This window comes from Enterobacter sp. DVT3837, from assembly GCF_056238685.1.
This window is the reverse complement of sequence record NZ_JBWDLA010000002.1, coordinates 694,948-710,996: the sequence shown is the minus strand read 5'-3', so window position 1 is coordinate 710,996 and position 16,049 is coordinate 694,948. Positions and strand designations below refer to the sequence as shown.

General features: G+C 55.7%; 17 protein-coding genes. 9 read left to right on the top strand and 8 right to left on the bottom strand.

What is annotated here, in order from left to right; translation table 11 throughout:
* The first annotated feature begins 1 nt into the window (after position 1).
* Genes AC0XWG_RS18325 through AC0XWG_RS18305 form a run of 5 tightly spaced genes read left to right on the top strand, consistent with a single transcriptional unit; the run spans position 2 to position 5,486 of the window.
* The gene (locus AC0XWG_RS18325) at positions 2 to 946 is read left to right on the top strand and encodes an ABC transporter permease (protein WP_023327539.1); all 945 of its coding nucleotides are present in this window, start codon (positions 2 to 4) and stop codon (positions 944 to 946) included.
* Entirely contained in the window at positions 943 to 1,794 is an 852-nt protein-coding gene (locus AC0XWG_RS18320; RefSeq protein WP_028018926.1) for an ABC transporter permease, read from the top strand. Before AC0XWG_RS18325 ends, AC0XWG_RS18320 begins: the two co-directional genes overlap by 4 nt.
* Positions 1,791 to 3,398, top strand: coding sequence for a dipeptide ABC transporter ATP-binding protein (locus AC0XWG_RS18315; protein ID WP_475680882.1), 1,608 nt, complete (start codon positions 1,791 to 1,793; stop codon positions 3,396 to 3,398). Before AC0XWG_RS18320 ends, AC0XWG_RS18315 begins: the two co-directional genes overlap by 4 nt.
* A complete protein-coding gene (locus tag AC0XWG_RS18310) occupies positions 3,395 to 4,384 on the top strand; it encodes a putative FMN-dependent luciferase-like monooxygenase (RefSeq protein WP_475680881.1) in 990 nt (329 codons plus the stop codon). The genes AC0XWG_RS18315 and AC0XWG_RS18310 overlap by 4 nt, the downstream gene beginning before the upstream one ends.
* A 10-nt stretch (positions 4,385 to 4,394) precedes the next feature.
* A complete protein-coding gene (locus AC0XWG_RS18305; RefSeq protein WP_407220570.1) occupies positions 4,395 to 5,486 on the top strand; it encodes an alkylhydroperoxidase domain protein in 1,092 nt (363 codons plus the stop codon).
* 5 nt (positions 5,487 to 5,491) lie between these two features.
* On the opposite strand, the gene araJ is transcribed toward AC0XWG_RS18305, so the two are convergent.
* The 5 genes from araJ to AC0XWG_RS18280 all read right to left on the bottom strand — a co-directional run bounded on the left by araJ (position 5,492) and on the right by AC0XWG_RS18280 (position 8,697).
* Positions 5,492 to 6,667 carry an MFS transporter AraJ gene (araJ, locus tag AC0XWG_RS18300; protein ID WP_407220572.1) on the bottom strand — a complete coding sequence of 392 codons (1,176 nt, stop codon included), beginning with the start codon at positions 6,665 to 6,667 and terminating at the stop codon, positions 5,492 to 5,494.
* Between the two features lie 155 nt (positions 6,668 to 6,822).
* A complete protein-coding gene (locus AC0XWG_RS18295) occupies positions 6,823 to 7,329 on the bottom strand; it encodes a YqhG/Tai3 family protein (protein WP_134708173.1) in 507 nt (168 codons plus the stop codon).
* A gap of 18 nt (positions 7,330 to 7,347) precedes the next feature.
* Positions 7,348 to 7,539, bottom strand: coding sequence for a hypothetical protein (locus AC0XWG_RS18290; RefSeq protein WP_238934216.1), 192 nt, complete (start codon positions 7,537 to 7,539; stop codon positions 7,348 to 7,350).
* A 271-nt stretch (positions 7,540 to 7,810) separates the two neighbouring features.
* Positions 7,811 to 8,329 (bottom strand): YqhG/Tai3 family protein, encoded by a 519-nt coding sequence (locus AC0XWG_RS18285; protein ID WP_128347662.1) that lies wholly within the window; start codon positions 8,327 to 8,329, stop codon positions 7,811 to 7,813.
* Positions 8,329 to 8,697, bottom strand: coding sequence for an NlpC/P60 family protein (locus AC0XWG_RS18280; protein WP_128347661.1), 369 nt, complete (start codon positions 8,695 to 8,697; stop codon positions 8,329 to 8,331). Before AC0XWG_RS18280 ends, AC0XWG_RS18285 begins: the two co-directional genes overlap by 1 nt.
* Before the next feature lie 159 nt (positions 8,698 to 8,856).
* On the opposite strand from AC0XWG_RS18280, the gene ppk2 reads away from it, so the two are divergent.
* The 3 genes from ppk2 (at position 8,857) to AC0XWG_RS18265 (ending at position 10,289) form a co-directional block, all read left to right on the top strand.
* Entirely contained in the window at positions 8,857 to 9,675 is an 819-nt protein-coding gene (gene ppk2 / locus AC0XWG_RS18275) for a polyphosphate kinase 2 (protein WP_208594960.1), read from the top strand.
* 102 nt (positions 9,676 to 9,777) lie between these two features.
* Positions 9,778 to 9,966 (top strand): type II toxin-antitoxin system CcdA family antitoxin, encoded by a 189-nt coding sequence (locus AC0XWG_RS18270; protein ID WP_049006512.1) that lies wholly within the window; start codon positions 9,778 to 9,780, stop codon positions 9,964 to 9,966.
* Positions 9,966 to 10,289 carry a CcdB family protein gene (locus AC0XWG_RS18265; protein ID WP_128347660.1) on the top strand — a complete coding sequence of 108 codons (324 nt, stop codon included), beginning with the start codon at positions 9,966 to 9,968 and terminating at the stop codon, positions 10,287 to 10,289. The genes AC0XWG_RS18270 and AC0XWG_RS18265 overlap by 1 nt, the downstream gene beginning before the upstream one ends.
* A 51-nt stretch (positions 10,290 to 10,340) precedes the next feature.
* Here AC0XWG_RS18265 and fdnI read toward each other — a convergent pair whose 3' ends face one another.
* The 3 genes from fdnI to fdnG are packed head-to-tail and all read right to left on the bottom strand — an operon-like array spanning position 10,341 to position 14,930.
* Positions 10,341 to 10,997, bottom strand: coding sequence for a formate dehydrogenase-N subunit gamma (gene fdnI, locus AC0XWG_RS18260; RefSeq protein ID WP_028018918.1), 657 nt, complete (start codon positions 10,995 to 10,997; stop codon positions 10,341 to 10,343).
* Positions 10,990 to 11,871: a formate dehydrogenase subunit beta gene (gene fdxH, locus AC0XWG_RS18255; RefSeq protein ID WP_049007245.1), complete on the bottom strand. Its 882-nt coding sequence runs from the start codon at positions 11,869 to 11,871 to the stop codon at positions 10,990 to 10,992. The genes fdnI and fdxH overlap by 8 nt, the downstream gene beginning before the upstream one ends.
* A gap of 11 nt (positions 11,872 to 11,882) precedes the next feature.
* On the bottom strand, positions 11,883 to 14,930 hold the full coding sequence (gene fdnG / locus AC0XWG_RS18250; protein ID WP_475680880.1) for a formate dehydrogenase-N subunit alpha: 3,048 nt from the start codon (positions 14,928 to 14,930) through the stop codon (positions 11,883 to 11,885).
* A 221-nt stretch (positions 14,931 to 15,151) separates the two neighbouring features.
* On the opposite strand from fdnG, the gene yddG reads away from it, so the two are divergent.
* On the top strand, positions 15,152 to 16,030 hold the full coding sequence (gene yddG, locus AC0XWG_RS18245) for an aromatic amino acid DMT transporter YddG (protein ID WP_475680879.1): 879 nt from the start codon (positions 15,152 to 15,154) through the stop codon (positions 16,028 to 16,030).
* Positions 16,031 to 16,049 lie beyond the last annotated feature (19 nt).

The window sequence follows — 16,049 nt, the reverse complement described above, 5'->3', positions numbered from 1 at the left end:
GATGCGCCACGCACTTCTTCAACGCTTTGGGCACGGGCTGCTGGTACTGTGGGCCGCCTTTACCCTCTCGTTCGTGTTGCTCCAGGTGCTGCCGGGCGACGCGGTGCTGATTAAATTTCAGAACCCGGACCTGGGCTTAAGCCCGGCGCAAATCGAGGAGATGCGCGTGGCCTACGGCGCGGACAGCCCGCTGTGGCAGCAATACGGCCATACGCTGCTGGCGATGCTGCGCGGGGATTTCGGCTATTCGCTACAGGCAGGCGTGCCGGTCAGCGAGCTGATTGCCAGCAATCTGCCGGATACCCTGAGCCTCGCCCTGCCTGCCTTTTTACTCGCGGTCCTGCTGGCATTTGCGCTGGCCTTTGCGTCGCGCCTGCCGGGTCTGCGCTGGCTGAGTAATACCCTCCAGTCTCTGCCAGTCCTGTTTATCTCTTTACCGACGTTCTGGCTGGGGATTGCCCTTATCCAGCTCTTTTCTTTCCAGCTCCGGCTGATCCCGGTGATTAACCCGACGCCGCTGCAGGGGCTGATCCTGCCAATCGTAACCGTCGCGATCCCAATCTCCGCCCCGCTGGCACAAATTCTGATGCGCAGTCTGGACCAGGTGGCGACGCAGCCGTTTGTCGCCGTCGCCCGTGCCAAAGGGCTGAGTGAAACCGCTGTCCTGTGGCGTCACGTGACCGGCAACGCCCTGCTGCCAGTGCTAAATATTGCCGGGCTGCTGCTCGGCGAGCTGATTGCCGGGGCGCTGATCACGGAAACCGTTTTTGGCCGCAGCGGTCTCGGGCAACTGACCCAGCAGGCGGTGAATAACCAGGATATTGCCGTACTTCAGGCGGTGGTGATGATTTCCGCCCTCGGTTTTGTCCTGATCAATCTGCTGGTGGACCTGCTGATGCCGCTGCTGGATCCCCGTCTGCAAACCGTTACCGGAGGTGCATCATGAGCCTGGTCGATTACGCTGCCGCCGCGCGAAAACGCGTTCCCGCCTGGCAGGGCGTCGCGTGGCAACCAGGACTGTGGCTGGCATGGGCAGTAATTATCATTGCGCTTTTTGCCGCCGTGGCGCCCGGCCTGTTAACCCACTACAGCCCGATTGAGGGCATCGCCGGTGCACAGCGCCTGGCGCCGCAGGCGGGCCACTGGCTCGGCACCGATCAGCTTGGCCGCGATGTTTATACCCGTATTGTTTATGGTGCGTCCCACTCCCTGAGCGCGGCGCTGGCCGCCGTGACGATGGGTCTGCTGGCAGGCACCGGCTTAGGGGTGGTTGCCGGGGCGTTCGCCGGACGCGTCGAGTCTCTTCTGATGCGCTTCGTCGATGTGCTGTTGTCCATCCCGTCTCTGCTGCTCTCGCTGACGGTGATTATTCTGCTCGGGTTTGGCACCGTTAACGCCGCGATTGCCGTAGGCGTGGCTTCAATAGCCAGCTTCGCCCGCCTCGCGCGCGGTGAAGTCGTGCGCATCCGCCACACGGATTATGTCGAAGCGGCGTTTGGCAGCGGCGGGACGTTTTTCGCCGTGCTGTGGCGACACATCCTGCCCAATGCCTTAACTGCCGTCATCGCCTTTGCCACGCTGCAGTTTGGTCAGGCCATCCTGGCGCTCTCCACGCTGAGCTTCCTCGGTTACGGCACCCCGCCGCCGGTGCCGGAGTGGGGCTTATTGATTGCAGAAGGCCGTAACTATCTCTCTACCGCCTGGTGGCTCACCACCTTCCCCGGCGTGGTCGTCATCGCCGTGGTGCTGGCCACCAACCGTATCAGTCAACAGTTCAGCGGAGGCCTGAAATGACCGTACTCTCGGTAGAAAACCTGACCATCAGCTACCGTACCGCGCGCCGGTGGCGCGAGGTGGTGCATAACGTCAGCTTCACGCTCGGGCGAGGAGAAATGCTGGCCTTTGTCGGCGAGTCCGGCTCCGGCAAAACGACCACGGCGCAGGCGATCATCGGTCTGCTGGCCGATAACGCCCGGCGCGATGCGGGAAAAATCATTCTCAACGGCGAGGAGATAAGCCAGTGGTCCGCTAAGCGTCTCGATACCCTTCGCGGCGCGCGAGTTAGCCTGGTTCCGCAGGACCCGGGTAATTCGCTCAACCCGGTGAAGACCATCGGTGCGCAGGTTGGAGAGATTATTCAGCTACACCAGAAAGTGACTCGCGCTCAGCGCGACGAGCAGGTGCTCGCCCTGCTGACAAAGGTCGGCCTGAGCCACCCCGAACAGCGCATGAACCAGTATCCGCACCAGCTCTCCGGCGGGATGAAACAGCGCGTGCTGATTGCCATCGCGATAGCGCTGCGCCCGGACGTCATCATTGCCGATGAGCCTACCAGCGCGCTGGACGTGACGGTGCAAAAACGCATTCTTGACCTGCTGGATATCCTGCGCCGGGAATCGGGTACCGCCGTTCTGTTTGTCACCCACGATCTCGCGCTGGCCGCTGAGCGCGCGGACAGGCTGCTGGTTTTTCGCGATGGCGAGGTTCAGGAACAGGGAAACACCGCCGATATCGTGCGCATGCCGCAGCACGCCTACACCCGCCAGCTGTTAAGCGATCTCCAGGGCCAGCGCCTGACCATTGCCCCGGTGGCAGGTCTGCCGCTCGCGTCACCGGCCATTCGCGCCCGCGCCATCAGCAAACAATTCTCCCTGGGCAAAGGCCATCAGCTTCAGGCGCTGGATCGGGTAACCTTTGACGTCAGGCGCGGCAGCACGCATGCGCTGGTGGGTGAGTCCGGCTCCGGAAAAACCACCCTCGCCCGTATTTTGCTGGGTTTCGAACAGGCAGACAGCGGACAGGTCATTATTGATGATATTGATGCCACCACGCTTAGCCGCGAGGCCCGTCGCCAGCTGCGCCAGAAGATCCAGTTTGTCTACCAGAACCCGTTTGCCTCTCTCGACCCGCGTCAGACGCTGTTTGAGATCATCGAAGAGCCCCTGAAGAACTTTTCTCGCCTCAGTAAGGCGGAGCGAAAGGTCCGGGTGGAGACCGTGGCGCAGCGGGTTGCCCTGCCCGTCGATATTCTGAGTCGCACTGCCCGCGAGCTTTCAGGCGGGCAGCGCCAGCGCGTGGCTATCGCCCGGGCGCTGATCCTGGAGCCGACCATTCTGGTGCTGGACGAAGCCACCTCCGCGCTGGACGTCACTGTGCAGGCGCAGATCCTGGCTCTGCTTCAGCAGCTGCAGCAGCAACTGGGGTTGACCTATCTCTTTATTACGCACGATCTGTCCACGGTTCGCCGAATCGCCCACAGCGTCACGGTGCTGCGCAGCGGTCAGGTGGTCGAACAGGGCGACGTCGGAACCTTATTCGCCTCACCGCAGAACGGCTATACCCGTGAGCTGATTGCCGCCATTCCCCATTTTTCACCCGCTACGGAGGAGTTCGCATGACGCGAAAACGCCTGGGATTTTTCACCCGCCTGCTTGACGACGCTACGCCGAAGGAGCGCTATCGTCTGGCAACTGAACAGATCCGCCACGCCGAACGCCACGGCTTTGACAGCGCCTGGATTGCTCAGCACCACTTCCACGAAAGCGAAGGTGGCCTGCCGTCGCCGCTGCTGTTTCTGGCACACGTCGCCGCGCATACGGAAACCATTCGCCTGGGCACGGCCATCATTACCCTGCCGATGGAAAACCCGCTGCGCGTGGCGGAAGATGCCGCCGTGCTGGATCTGCTTGCAGACGGACGCCTGGAAGTAGGCTTTGGCTCAGGCGGCACGCCGACCTCTTTTCTGCCGTTCGGCCTGACGTTTGAAGAACGTGCGACCGCGTTTGCCGAGAACCTGCATGTGGTCCAAAGCGCCTGGCGCGGTGATTCGCTTACCCATCCGGATAACCACCTTTACCCGCCAGCGCCACAGCTGGCCGACCGTATCTGGATAGCCACCTTCTCAGTTGACGGTGCCGTTCGCGCCGCGCAGGCCGGACACGGTTTAATGCTCTCCCGCACGCAGCCGCGCCCGGCAGATCGGCTGGATTTAACGCTCGACGCGATCCAGAACCCGATTGTGGATGCCTACCTCGATGCGCTGCCAGCAGGCATCGCCCCGCGCATTCTGGCCTCCCGTACAGCCTTCGTCGCTGACAGCGATGACTATGCGCTCAGAGTCGCAACGCCGGGTCTCGCGAAACAAGCTCAGCAGCATCGCGCTGCCGGATACACGGTCAAAGGTGACAACGTTACTGATTATCGTCGTCAGTTCGATGCCCATATCGGTTCGCCTGATACGGTGCTGCGTTCACTTAATGCGGACTCCATTCTCAGGCGCGCCACGGATATCTCATTCCAGGTCCATTCGGTCGAGCCCACCCATCGAGACACGCTGCGCTCCATCGAACTGATCGCCGAACATATTGCCCCCCACATCCTTTGAGGAGACACCTATGTCATTAAGTCAGGACATTCTCGCCGAGCTGGCGGAAATTAAACCCGGTTCCCCTCTGGCAGAGGCGCGCGCCACGCGTGATGCCGCCACACGACACGCGCAGGGCAGCTACGAAATTCTCTTCAGCCAGCAGGACACCGATTTCCCACTCGATGAACGCTTCACTGTGGCAGCAAAAGTTGCCAGATGGCACAACGCAGAGGCGCTGGCCGCGCACTACGCAGGGTTTGGCCTGGCCGATCCGACCACGGAACGGCTGACCCCGGCGCTGAGCTTCGCGCGTCTGCTGACGTTCTCACCCGTCGAAGCGACGCCTGCAGCGTTAAAGGCGCTGACCCAGGCGGGATGGAGCAAGGAAGGCATTGTTACCCTGGCGCAGCTCGTCGCATTTGTGAGCTTCCAGAGCCGACTCATTACCGGGCTGCGGCTGCTGAACGACAGGCCTGTCGCCACAAGCGATGCGCCGGTGGCGGCAGGCGTCTGGCACACGACCGCCACCACGGTCACCGGAAAGGCGGCACCCGTAGCGTTCACCCAGCAGGAGCTTGGATGGGAACCGTGGATAGCGGCCAAACCGCTGGCGGACTTCCGAGACGATGAGGTTGCCATCCTGGCGAAATTTGGCCATACCGATTCCGACTACTTCCGCCTGCTGGCGCGCAACCTGCCGGTGCTTGAACAGCGCACGTTGACCGATAAAGGAATTTTTTATACATCGGGGGGATTGCCGCGCGCCGAGCGCGAGCTGGCCGCAACGGTCGCCAGTAAAATTAACGGCTGCATCTACTGCGCATCTGTCCATGCGCGGAAAGCCAGCCAGCTGTCAAAGGATGACGCTGCGGTAGAGGCGCTTCTGGCGGTGCGTCCGGGGCAATCCCTGAGCGACGGGCAGTCTGCGCGCTGGCAGGCGGAGATCAATTTTGCGGCGGCGCTGTCGGTTACGCCGCCTGCCGCCACGCCGCTGCACCTTGCCGCGCTGGAAAAAGAGGGGCTGGATACCCTGGCGCAGCTTGATCTGGTGCAGTCCGCCGCGTTCTTCGCCTGGGCCAACCGCCTGATGCTGACGCTGGGAGAGCCCTGGCTAGCATGACTCCATCAGGCTAGCGCGCGAGCGTTAGCCTGAGCCTGTCTGGCCCGCAGATGGCCGTAGATCAGCAGCGAACTCATGGCCGAAAACGAAAGGAGTGCGGCAGGCAGCGTGACATAACTCCAGCTAAAGCCAAGCGTAATCATCATGCCGCCGAAAAATGCGCCAACCGCACTGCCGAGATTAAATGCCATCTGACCGCCTGCGGCACCCAGCATCTCACCGCCCTTCGCATTCTGCAGGAGCAGAATTTGCAGCGGCGCAGAGAGCGCGAACAGCCCGGCACAGCAGATAAACCCCATGACCAACGAGGCCGTTTTCAGTTCTCCAAAGGCAAAAAGCAGCAGCAGAGAAGTCACAATCACCATGTCGGTGGTGGCAGCAATGCGCAGCGGGCTAAAGCGCCCCGAGAGTTTGCCGCTCAACAGATTGCCCAACACCATACCAAGTCCCATCAACATCATGACGGCTGTCATCACCCCTTCGGTGAAGCCAGAGACGTTGACCATAAATGGTTTAACGAAACTGAACCAGGCAAAAACCCCGGCGTTGCCAAACATGGTGGCAGCAAAAATCAGCCAGGGTTCTGGTTTTTTAAGGAAGTGGAACTGCTCGGTCAATTTGATTTCTGATGTGTCGTGGATATCCGGTACCCAGAGCAGAACCGAGAGGATCACCAGCGCATCGAACACTGCAATCAGGAAAAAGGTATAGCGCCAGCTGAATTCGTGCCCCAGCCAGGTACCCAGTGGAACGCCCACCAGGTTGGCTACGGTCATACCGGCGATCATCCCGGCCACCGCGACCGTCACTTTCCCCGGTGGCGCAATTTTAGAAAGGATAATTGCCCCGACGCCGAAAATCGCGCCGTGCGGAAAACCGGATATTAAGCGTCCCGTCGCAAGCCAGAAATATGACGTTGAAAAGGTAAACAGGGCGTTTCCGACGGCGGACATCGCCACCAGAAACAGCAGCGTAGTCTTTAAAGAGAGCTTGCCAGAAAACAGCGCCATAATCGGCGCGCCAATCACCACCCCGAAGGCATAAAACGAGATCATATTCCCGGCAGAGGGAATTGAAATCCCGGTGTCATGGGCCAGCTCGGTTAACACTCCCATAATGCCAAATTCAGCCATTCCCAGACCAAAGGTGCTCAGCGCCAACGAAAAAATTGTCTTTTTCATACCTCAACCACTGGTTAATCACTCGCGACGGGCATTATTGAATAATCTTGTATGGTGAGCCAGTTCAAATGAGCGGGCTGACACGTTAATCCATTAATTCAGATGCTTTATCCAATATTTTTTTAAATCTGGTGAGAGGGTTTGAGGTGTAGTTTTTACAATGCGCTTTCTGCCGCTGCTTTAGCGCGTGTAATAGCGCCAGTATTGAAAATTGGATGCTCGTGATTGTTCGTTATGTCACGAACGCGGTAGATTTTCCATGCATCACCTTCACGACGAAGAAATACTTCAAGGTGTATGCTTCTCCCGCCACCCGCCCCCTCAATGACCTGGACTACTTCACCGTTTAAAAATGGTCTTGCGTTTTCCACTCGTAACGCAGGTATCCATTCGCGAGAGTAATCCTGAGTATATGTAAAATAGTCGGACTCTATTAACTCTTGTTCAGAGATTTCCTGAATGGCACCAATGCGAACAATAGTATCAGCAGAAACATATTTACGCAGTTCGTCGGCAGGGTAAGGCCTGGCTTCATCACTGCCGAATGCGGAAAGATAGGATTTATAAAATGATTTGGTAGTGTCTTGCGCACTCTGATCATGATTGGCTGTCGAACTACATCCCACCAACAACATACCGAATAATATAAATATCCTTTTCATCAATGCATCCTGTAAATTTTAAAGGTTGGTTGCATTTTGCGATACCCCGGCCCTGAATTCCGCCCCATAATCTTTTGCATAATCTGTGTTCGGTACCTTAACACCTCCAGCCAGAATGGCCAGTCGGGTAAATTTAGCACATTCACTATGAGAGTGCCCCAGAGCGTGTGAACGGAGATACGAAACTGCAGCTTCTTTATTCCAACTCATTCTTAGTTCCTTTAAGTAAGTAAGAATGAAATTATTACGTTAACCTGTAATAAATTGTGGGATTAAAAATGCTGAAATTGATAGTTATTGCGACGATCTGACAGGGGTACTGATGCAATGCATCTTTGCGAATACCCCTGTCGGATCGCCGGAAAGCAAAAACCCCGCGCTGGCGGGGTTCTCGTCATGTTCAGATTGTTAGCTTATCGTCGCTGCCGTGCGGCGCAACTCTGCCAAGCATAAAAGGATTATCGAACTTTCTGACCTGTTTTCAAGTTTTACGACGGAAATCAGCACAACCGCTTTCAGCAGCAGACTTCGCGCGCGTGATGGCTCCTGCATTAAATATTGGATGTTCGTAGTTATCGGTTACATCACGGACCCTGTATATCTTCCATGTACCAGACTCACGCCGAACATATACCTGAAGCTCTAACTTCCCTCCGTGCTCCTTACCAATCCATACGGGCAAAATCTCGCCACCCATAAAAGACCTGGCGTCACCAACAGTGAGTGCCGATACCCACGATGGATCATAGTCCTGCGCATAAGCGAAGTAATCAGATCCAATAAGGTCTTGTTCGGGTATCGACTCAATATTATCCAGTCTTTTGAGCGTGTCGGCAGAGACATATTCACGCAGCTCGGACGGAGAGTAATTATTGTCGCTGCTGGTAAGAGACATCAGATAAGTAGAGTAAAAAGAATGTACTCGCATCGGAGCAGACTGATACTGCTTAGCTGAGCAAGCGGATAGCAAGCATGCACATAACACTATTGCAGCACGCATCAATTCTTCCTGTAAATTTTGAAGGATGGCTGAGCTGAGCGATACCCTGGGCCGGGGTACATTCCGTGCTGTCGGAAATCAGAAATCCATTGTGTTCCGTCATACATTGTCATATGCCCGCTTGAGTTTCCACCCGGATAGGGTTGAATGACAGCGACATCACCACTCAATAATGTTGAACCCGGTGGAACTTCATGAAACCCCGCTCGCAATAATGATGGCCCGTAATCTTTTGCGTTTAGGGTTCTCTCCAGCCTGATGCCACCTGCTTGTATTGCTTCCCTGGTAAAGGTTGCACATTCGTTATGTGAACGACCAAGAGCGCGTGATCGAAGATGTGAAACTGCAGCTTCTTTATTCCAACTCATTCTTAGTTCCTTTAAGTAAATAAGAATGAAATTATCCCATTAACCACACAATGTGAGCGGTATTAAAAGTGCTGATTTTGTTGCGTCCGCGACGATCTATTACACTTCATAGTGCGGCCTCGCTTTTTTCCCGCGCCGGATAACCTGAGGATGACAATCATGGGAAGCAAAAAGAAAACCAGTGCCACTGTTGATGTCGTAAAAAATGCACCGCTAAAAACCAAAGAGTATGAGCAAGAGCTTCGTCGCCTGCACGTTGAACTGGTTAAGCTCCAGCAATGGGTTGTCGCCAAAGGACTCAAAGTGTGTATTGTTTTTGAAGGACGCGACGGCGCCGGCAAAGGCGGTACCATTAAAGCGATCACCGAGCGCGTCAGTCCACGCGTGTTCCGCGTGGTTGCCCTCCCCGCGCCAACTGAAAAAGAGAAAACCCAGCTCTATTTTCAACGTTATGTTCCCCATTTGCCTGCCGCCGGGGAGATCGTCATATTTGACCGAAGCTGGTATAACCGTGCGGGTGTCGAGCGGGTAATGGGATTTTGCACCCCTGAGCAAGTTGAGAAGTTCCTTGACGGCACGCCAGTGATGGAAAAAGCGATGGTGGATGCAGGGATCATCCTGCTGAAGTACTGGCTGGAGGTGACGCCGAAAGAGCAGGAGCGCCGTCTGCGTGACCGCATTAACGATGGTCGTAAAATCTGGAAGCTGTCACCGATGGATATTAAATCCTTTAACCTGTGGGACGAGTATACCCTTGCGCGCGACGCGATGTTTGAAGCCACCGATACCGCCTGGGCGCCGTGGTTTGTGGCGCGTTCAGAAGATAAAAAACGCGTGCGCCTGAATATTATTTCGCACCTGCTTACGCAAATCCCGTATAAAGAAATTCATGTCGACAAGGTGGATTTACCGAAGCGTAAAATAGGCAAAGTGAAACCCACGAAATACCCGTTCCGGTATGTGGAAGAGCGGTTCTGAAATTACTGGAATACGCCTCGCAGAATGTAGATTACCAGGGGGTAAAGTATTGTTTTTTGTTGGCTGCGGTTGATAATAACCGCACCAACAAAGGAGCTTAAAATGAAACCAAACCGAAGCAAAGACTATGGTAAAAGGGAGAGCGTGGCGAGTGGAGTCTCCCGTGAAGCCCAGACACAAGAGGCGCAAAGACGACAGCATCAGCAAGATAAAGAGTTCATAAGAGCCATGAATGAATTTACGGCTAAAGCGGGATTATTATCAGACGATCCTTTCTTTGGAGGGATTTAATGTGCTTTCAGTTTGACGTTTACCGTAACCCTTCAGAGAGAACCCGGGACTATCAACCTTATTTTATGATAATTCAACATGACTATTATGATGATTTATCAACAAGACTGATTATTCCATTAAGTTACCACAATTATTTATGTGGACATATCAACGCCGCGGCGCCCTTAGTGAATATTGATTTTGAGCGATATTTTCTTAACACCGCTGGCATAACACACGTGGAGAAAAAGAAACTAAATAATAAAAATTATGTATGCAATCTTCGCAGCGCGAGGAGTACTGTGATTGCGGCGATCGATGCATTAGTGACCAATACATAACGTAGGCCCGCGCAAGTGCAGCGCCGCCGGGCAAAGCCGACGGCGCAGGTCTTACTTCATGCCTTCCGTACTTTCCTGTTTCGCTTCCAGACGTTCCACATCACGATACCAGCGCGGGTGGTGTTTTTGCGCCCAGCGGCGGCTCACCTTCCCTTCAATCATCCCTTTAATCGATCCTTTCACCCAGAACGCCATATACATATGGATCAGGATGGCGTGGATCAGAATGATTGCTGACGTCGCGTGGATCAGTAGCGCATAGCGCACCACCTGAATCGGAAAGAAGTGTGCAAAATACGGACGCCAGATAATCACGCCGGTCACCAGCAGCACAAAAATCATGCTCATGATAGTCCAGAACATCATCTTCTGCCCTGCGTTGTATTTGCCCACTTTGGCGACTTTATGCTCGTTACCCTTCAGGACTTCGACGATCCCTTTCACCCATGGGATATCCTGCTTGTCCGGGATGTTGTGATGGACAAAGCGCACGAACATAAACATCAGCACCACGAAAATCAGCACGCCGAAAAACGGGTGCAGAATACGCCCCATTTGCGGAGTACCGAAGGTTTCGGTCAGCCACTGCAGCGTCGGGAAGAAGAACGAAATCCCCGACACCGCCACCAGGAAGAAGCAGATCACCACCGTCCAGTGACAGGCGCGGTCGACAAACTTCGTGCGCACGATCATTTTCGACTTACTCATGATGATCCTCCTCGTCGTCTACCTCTTTGTTTGGCCCAATCCCAATGTAGTGATAAATCAGCCCGGCAAAGGTGGCGATAAAGCCCGCCGCTGAGAGCGGTTTAAGCGCCCCTTTCCACAGATTGATGGACGTATCGATCGCCGGATCCTTCGGTAAGTTGTGGTACAGCTCCGGCTGGTCGTTATGGTGCAGCACATACATCACGTGCGTGCCGCCCACACCCTGCGGATTATAAATACCGGCCTTGTCGTAACCGCGTGCTTTCAGCTTGTCTACCCGCGCCTGCGCCACGTCCAGCATCTCTTTTTTGGTGCCGAAGTGGATAGCGCCGGTCGGGCAGGTCTTCACGCAGGCTGGCTCCTGCCCGACGCTGACGCGGTCCACGCATAAGGTGCATTTGTATACCCGGTTATCCTCTTTATTGAGGCGCGGGATATTAAACGGACAGCCCGCAATGCAGTACCCGCAGCCGATGCAGTTGTCCTGCTGGAAGTCGACGATCCCGTTGGCGTACTGAATAATCGCGCCGGCAGACGGGCACGCCTTCAGGCAGCCCGGATCTTCACAGTGCATGCAGCCATCTTTGCGGATCAGCCACTCCAGCCTGCCGTTCTGCTCGGTTTCGCTAAAGCGCATTACTGTCCAGGATTTGGCGCTCAGATCCGCCGGGTTATCGTAAACCCCTACGCAGTGCCCAATGTTGTCGCGGATATCGTTCCACTCCGAGCACGCCACCTGGCAGGCCTTGCAGCCCACGCAGGAGGAGACATCGATAAGCTTGGCGACCTCTGCCTTGTAGTCCCGCGCGCGGGGCGCGGGAGTTATCGGGTTAGTCGCGGAGCGTTTGATAACGTCTTGTGTTTCCATCGCCATGTAATCGCTCCTTACGCTTTCTCGATGTTAACCAGAAAAGCCTTGTACTCCGGCGTTTGCGAGTTGGAATCGCCAACGTTTGGCGTCAGGGTATTGGCGATGTAGCCTTTCTGCGCCACGCCCTCAAAGCCCCAGTGCAGCGGAATACCGACGGTTTCCACCTGCTGCCCGTTCACGTTCAGAGATTGCAAGCGGCGAGTGACTACCGCCACTGCGCGAATAAAGCCGCGCTTGCTGCTCACCTTCACGCGGTCGCCGTTGGCAATGCCCTTCGCTTTTGCCAGGGTTTCGCTTATCTCCACAAACTGTTCCGGCTGGGCGATGGCATTAAGCCGCGCATGCTTGGTCCAGGTGTGGAAGTGCTCGGTCAGGCGATAGGTGGTCCCCACGTACGGGAACTTATCCTTCTTACCTAAACGCAGCACATCGTCCTCATAGATACGCACCACCGGGCTGGAGACCACGTTTGGATGCAGCGGGTTGGTGCCGAGCGGCGTTTCCATCGGCTCGTAGTGTTCCGGGAACGGCCCTTCCGCCAGCTTGTTGAGGGCAAACAGGCGTCCCAGCCCTTCCGGCTGCATGATAAACGGCCCGGTGTTGCTGCCCGGCGCGGCGGTGTTGTAGTCCGGGATATCGTTCCCCGTCCATTTTGTCCCGTTCCACTGAATCAGCATCCGTTTCGGATCCCACGCTTTACCGTTGATATCCGCCGAGGCACGGTTGTAGAGCACACGACGATTGAGCGGCCACGCCCATGCCCAGCCCAGCGTATTGCCCAGCCCGGACGGGTCAGCGTTATCACGGTTAGCCATCTGGTTACCCTGCTCCGTCCAGCTACCGGCGTAGATCCAGCAGGAAGACGCCGTCGTGCCGTCGTCGCGCAGCAGCGCGAAGCTGTTCAGCAGTTGGCCTTTCTTCGCCACCAGGTTGCCCTTAGCGTCATAGAGATCCGCCAGCGCAACGCCATTGTTCTCTTTGGCGACTTCCTCTGACTCAGGATGGTCAGGCTGCTTGTAGTTCCAGCTCATCTTCAGCAGCGGCTCAGCGCCTTTGCCGCCTTCGGTGCGGTACATTTCGCGCAGGCGATGGTAAATCCCGGCCAGGATCTCGCCGTCGTTACGCGCTTCGCCCGGAGCGTCCTGGCCTTTCCAGTGCCACTGCAGCCAGCGGCCAGAGTTAGCAATAGACCCGTCTTCTTCCGCAAAGCAGGTGGACGGCAGGCGGAACACTTCGGTCTGAATGGATACGGTATCGACATCGTTCATCTCGCCGTGGTTCTGCCAGAAGTTAGAGGTCTCAGTGACCAGCGGATCGATAACCACCATGTACTTCAGCTTGCTCAGACTGCGCACAACCTTGTTTTTATCCGGGAACGAGGCCACCGGGTTGAAGCCCTGGCAGATGTAACCCGTGACGTCGCCCTTATCCATCATGTTGAAATACTTGATGACGTCGTACGCCTGGTCCCACTTCGGCAACCACTCAAGGCCCCAGTCGTTCTCCTTCTGCGCCGCGTCGCCGTAGAAGGATTTCATCAGGCTGACGTAGAACTTCGGATAGTTGCTCCAGTAGTTCACCTGATCCGGCAGCGTCGCTTTCGGCGTATTGGCCTCAAGATACGTTTGCAGATCCGCCTGCTTTTCCGACGGCAGCGTCAGGTAGCCCGGCAGGCTGGTTGACAGCAGGCCAAGGTCGGTGAGCCCCTGAATATTGGAGTGACCACGCAGGGCGTTAACACCACCACCGGCCATCCCCATATTGCCGAGCAGCAGCTGGATCATCGCCATGGTACGGATGTTTTGCGCACCAACGGTGTGCTGCGTCCAGCCCAGCGCATACAGGAACGTCGTGGTTCTGTCGGCGGGACTGGTTGAGGCCAGCACCTCACAGACTTTCAGGAAGTCCGCTTTCGGCGTGCCGCAGATGTTTTCCACCACCTCCGGCGTATAGCGGGAAACGTGCTGTTTCAGCAGGTTCCACACGCAGCGCGGGTGCGTCAGGGTTTCATCACGCAGCGCATAGCCGTTTTCATCGAACTGATAGTTCCAGGACGTTTTATCGTACTGGCTTTTTTCGGCGTCATAGCCGCTAAACAGCCCGTCATCGAAGGCAAAATCATCCCGCACCAGAAGATTCGCGTTGGTGTAGTGTTTAACGTATTCCGCGTTGATTTTATTGTTTTCAATCAGGTACAGCAGGACGCCAGACAGGAACGTAATGTCCGTCCCGGAGCGAATAGGCGCATAGATATCCGCCACCGATGCCGTACGCGTAAAGCGCGGGTCGACGACGATAAGCGTCGCATCGTTGTTATTTTTCGCTTCCATCGCCCAGCGGAACCCCACCGGATGGGCTTCCGCGGCGTTACCGCCCATCACCACCACGACGTTAGCGTTTTTGATATCAACCCAGTGGTTGGTCATCGCACCGCGACCAAATGTTGGAGCAAGACTTGCTACCGTTGGTCCGTGTCAGACGCGCGCCTGGTTGTCTACCGCCAGCATGCCGAGAGAGCGCACAAATTTTTGCGTCAGCATGCCGGTTTCATTACTCGCCGCAGAGGCGCACAGCATCCCGGTGGAAAGCCAGCGGTTAACCGTTACGCCCTGGGCGTTCTTTTCAATAAAGTTAGCGTCGCGGTCGGCTTTCATTAATTTGGCAATACGGGAGAAGGCCTCATCCCAGGAGATACGCTGCCACTTGTCGGAACCCGGCGCGCGGTATTCCGGGTAGCGCAGGCGGTTTTCGCTGTGAACGTAGTCCAGCAGCCCCGCCCCTTTCGGGCAAAGCGCCCCGCGGCTCACCGGATGATCCGGGTCCCCTTCAATATGGTAAATCGCTTCTCTGGCGTTCTTCGCGCCATCGCCCAGGCTATACATTAAAAGCCCACAACCTACGGAGCAGTATGTGCAGGTGTTACGGATCTCTTTTGCGCGCAGCAGCTTATAGTTGCGTGCCTGAGCCAGCGCCATTTTGGGAGCAAATCCCAACATGGCTGCCGTTGTTCCGGCCATACCGCCCGCGCAGATTTTAAAAAATTGTCTGCGGCTGACGTCCATTGTTGTCCTCTTTTTCGAATAAGACTTCGCGCCGCAAACTAGCAGTAACTCCCCTGATTTTTTTGCGTCAAATCAAGGTCATCTGTCTTCACCCCCTTAATAGTCACCACCGGTACATTTAAATACCCCTTTTTGATTAACGGTTTAAGAGAATAATTGGCGACAGCGTCAGGATGAATGCGATACATTTTTCCTTTGATTTTTATTGCAATGGCGAAGTAATGGACAGAAAAAAAGCAACGCTTATTGGGCTGGCGGCAATACTGTTATGGAGCACGATGGTTGGGCTCATTCGCAGCGTGAGCGAGGGGTTAGGGCCAGTAGGCGGTGCGGCAATGATCTACACCGTCAGTGGATTATTGTGTCTGGTGACGGTGGGATTTCCTGATATCCGCAAATTCTCGCCACGCTATCTTATTGCAGGCAGCGTGCTGTTTGTCAGTTATGAAATTTGCCTGGCACTCTCGTTGGGCTATGCCGCGACGCGATCGCAGGCCATTGAGGTCGGCATGGTCAATTATCTGTGGCCGAGCCTGACGATTGTATTTGCCATTTTGTTCAACGGGCAAAAATCAACTCTGTGGGTGATCCCCGGCTTAGCCATCTCATTGCTGGGCGTCTGCTGGGTATTAGGCGGTGAACAGGGATTACATCTTGAGGAGATCACCCGCAATATCGTTTCCAGTCCACTGAGTTACGCGCTGGCGTTTGCCGGGGCATTTATCTGGGCGGCCTACTGCACCGTAACCAGCAAATTTGCCAAAGGGCAAAACGGTATTACCCTTTTTGTTTTGCTGACTGCGTTAAGTCTTTGGGTGAAATATGCCCTTAGCGAGCAGCCAGGAATGGTATTCAGTGTCCCGGTTGTCGTGAAGCTATTAATGTGCGGTGTTGCTCTGGGTTTTGGCTATGCCTCATGGAATATCGGTATTCTCCATGGCAACGTCACGGTACTTGCCGCCGTATCCTATTTTACCCCTGTACTTTCTGCCGCTCTGGCTGCCGCCCTGCTGAGCTCTCCACTCTCTTTCTCGTTCTGGCAAGGCGCGCTGATGGTCTGCGCCGGGTCGCTGCTTTGCTGGTTCGCGACACGAAAATAAGGGTCCGTCGCTCTGCCGG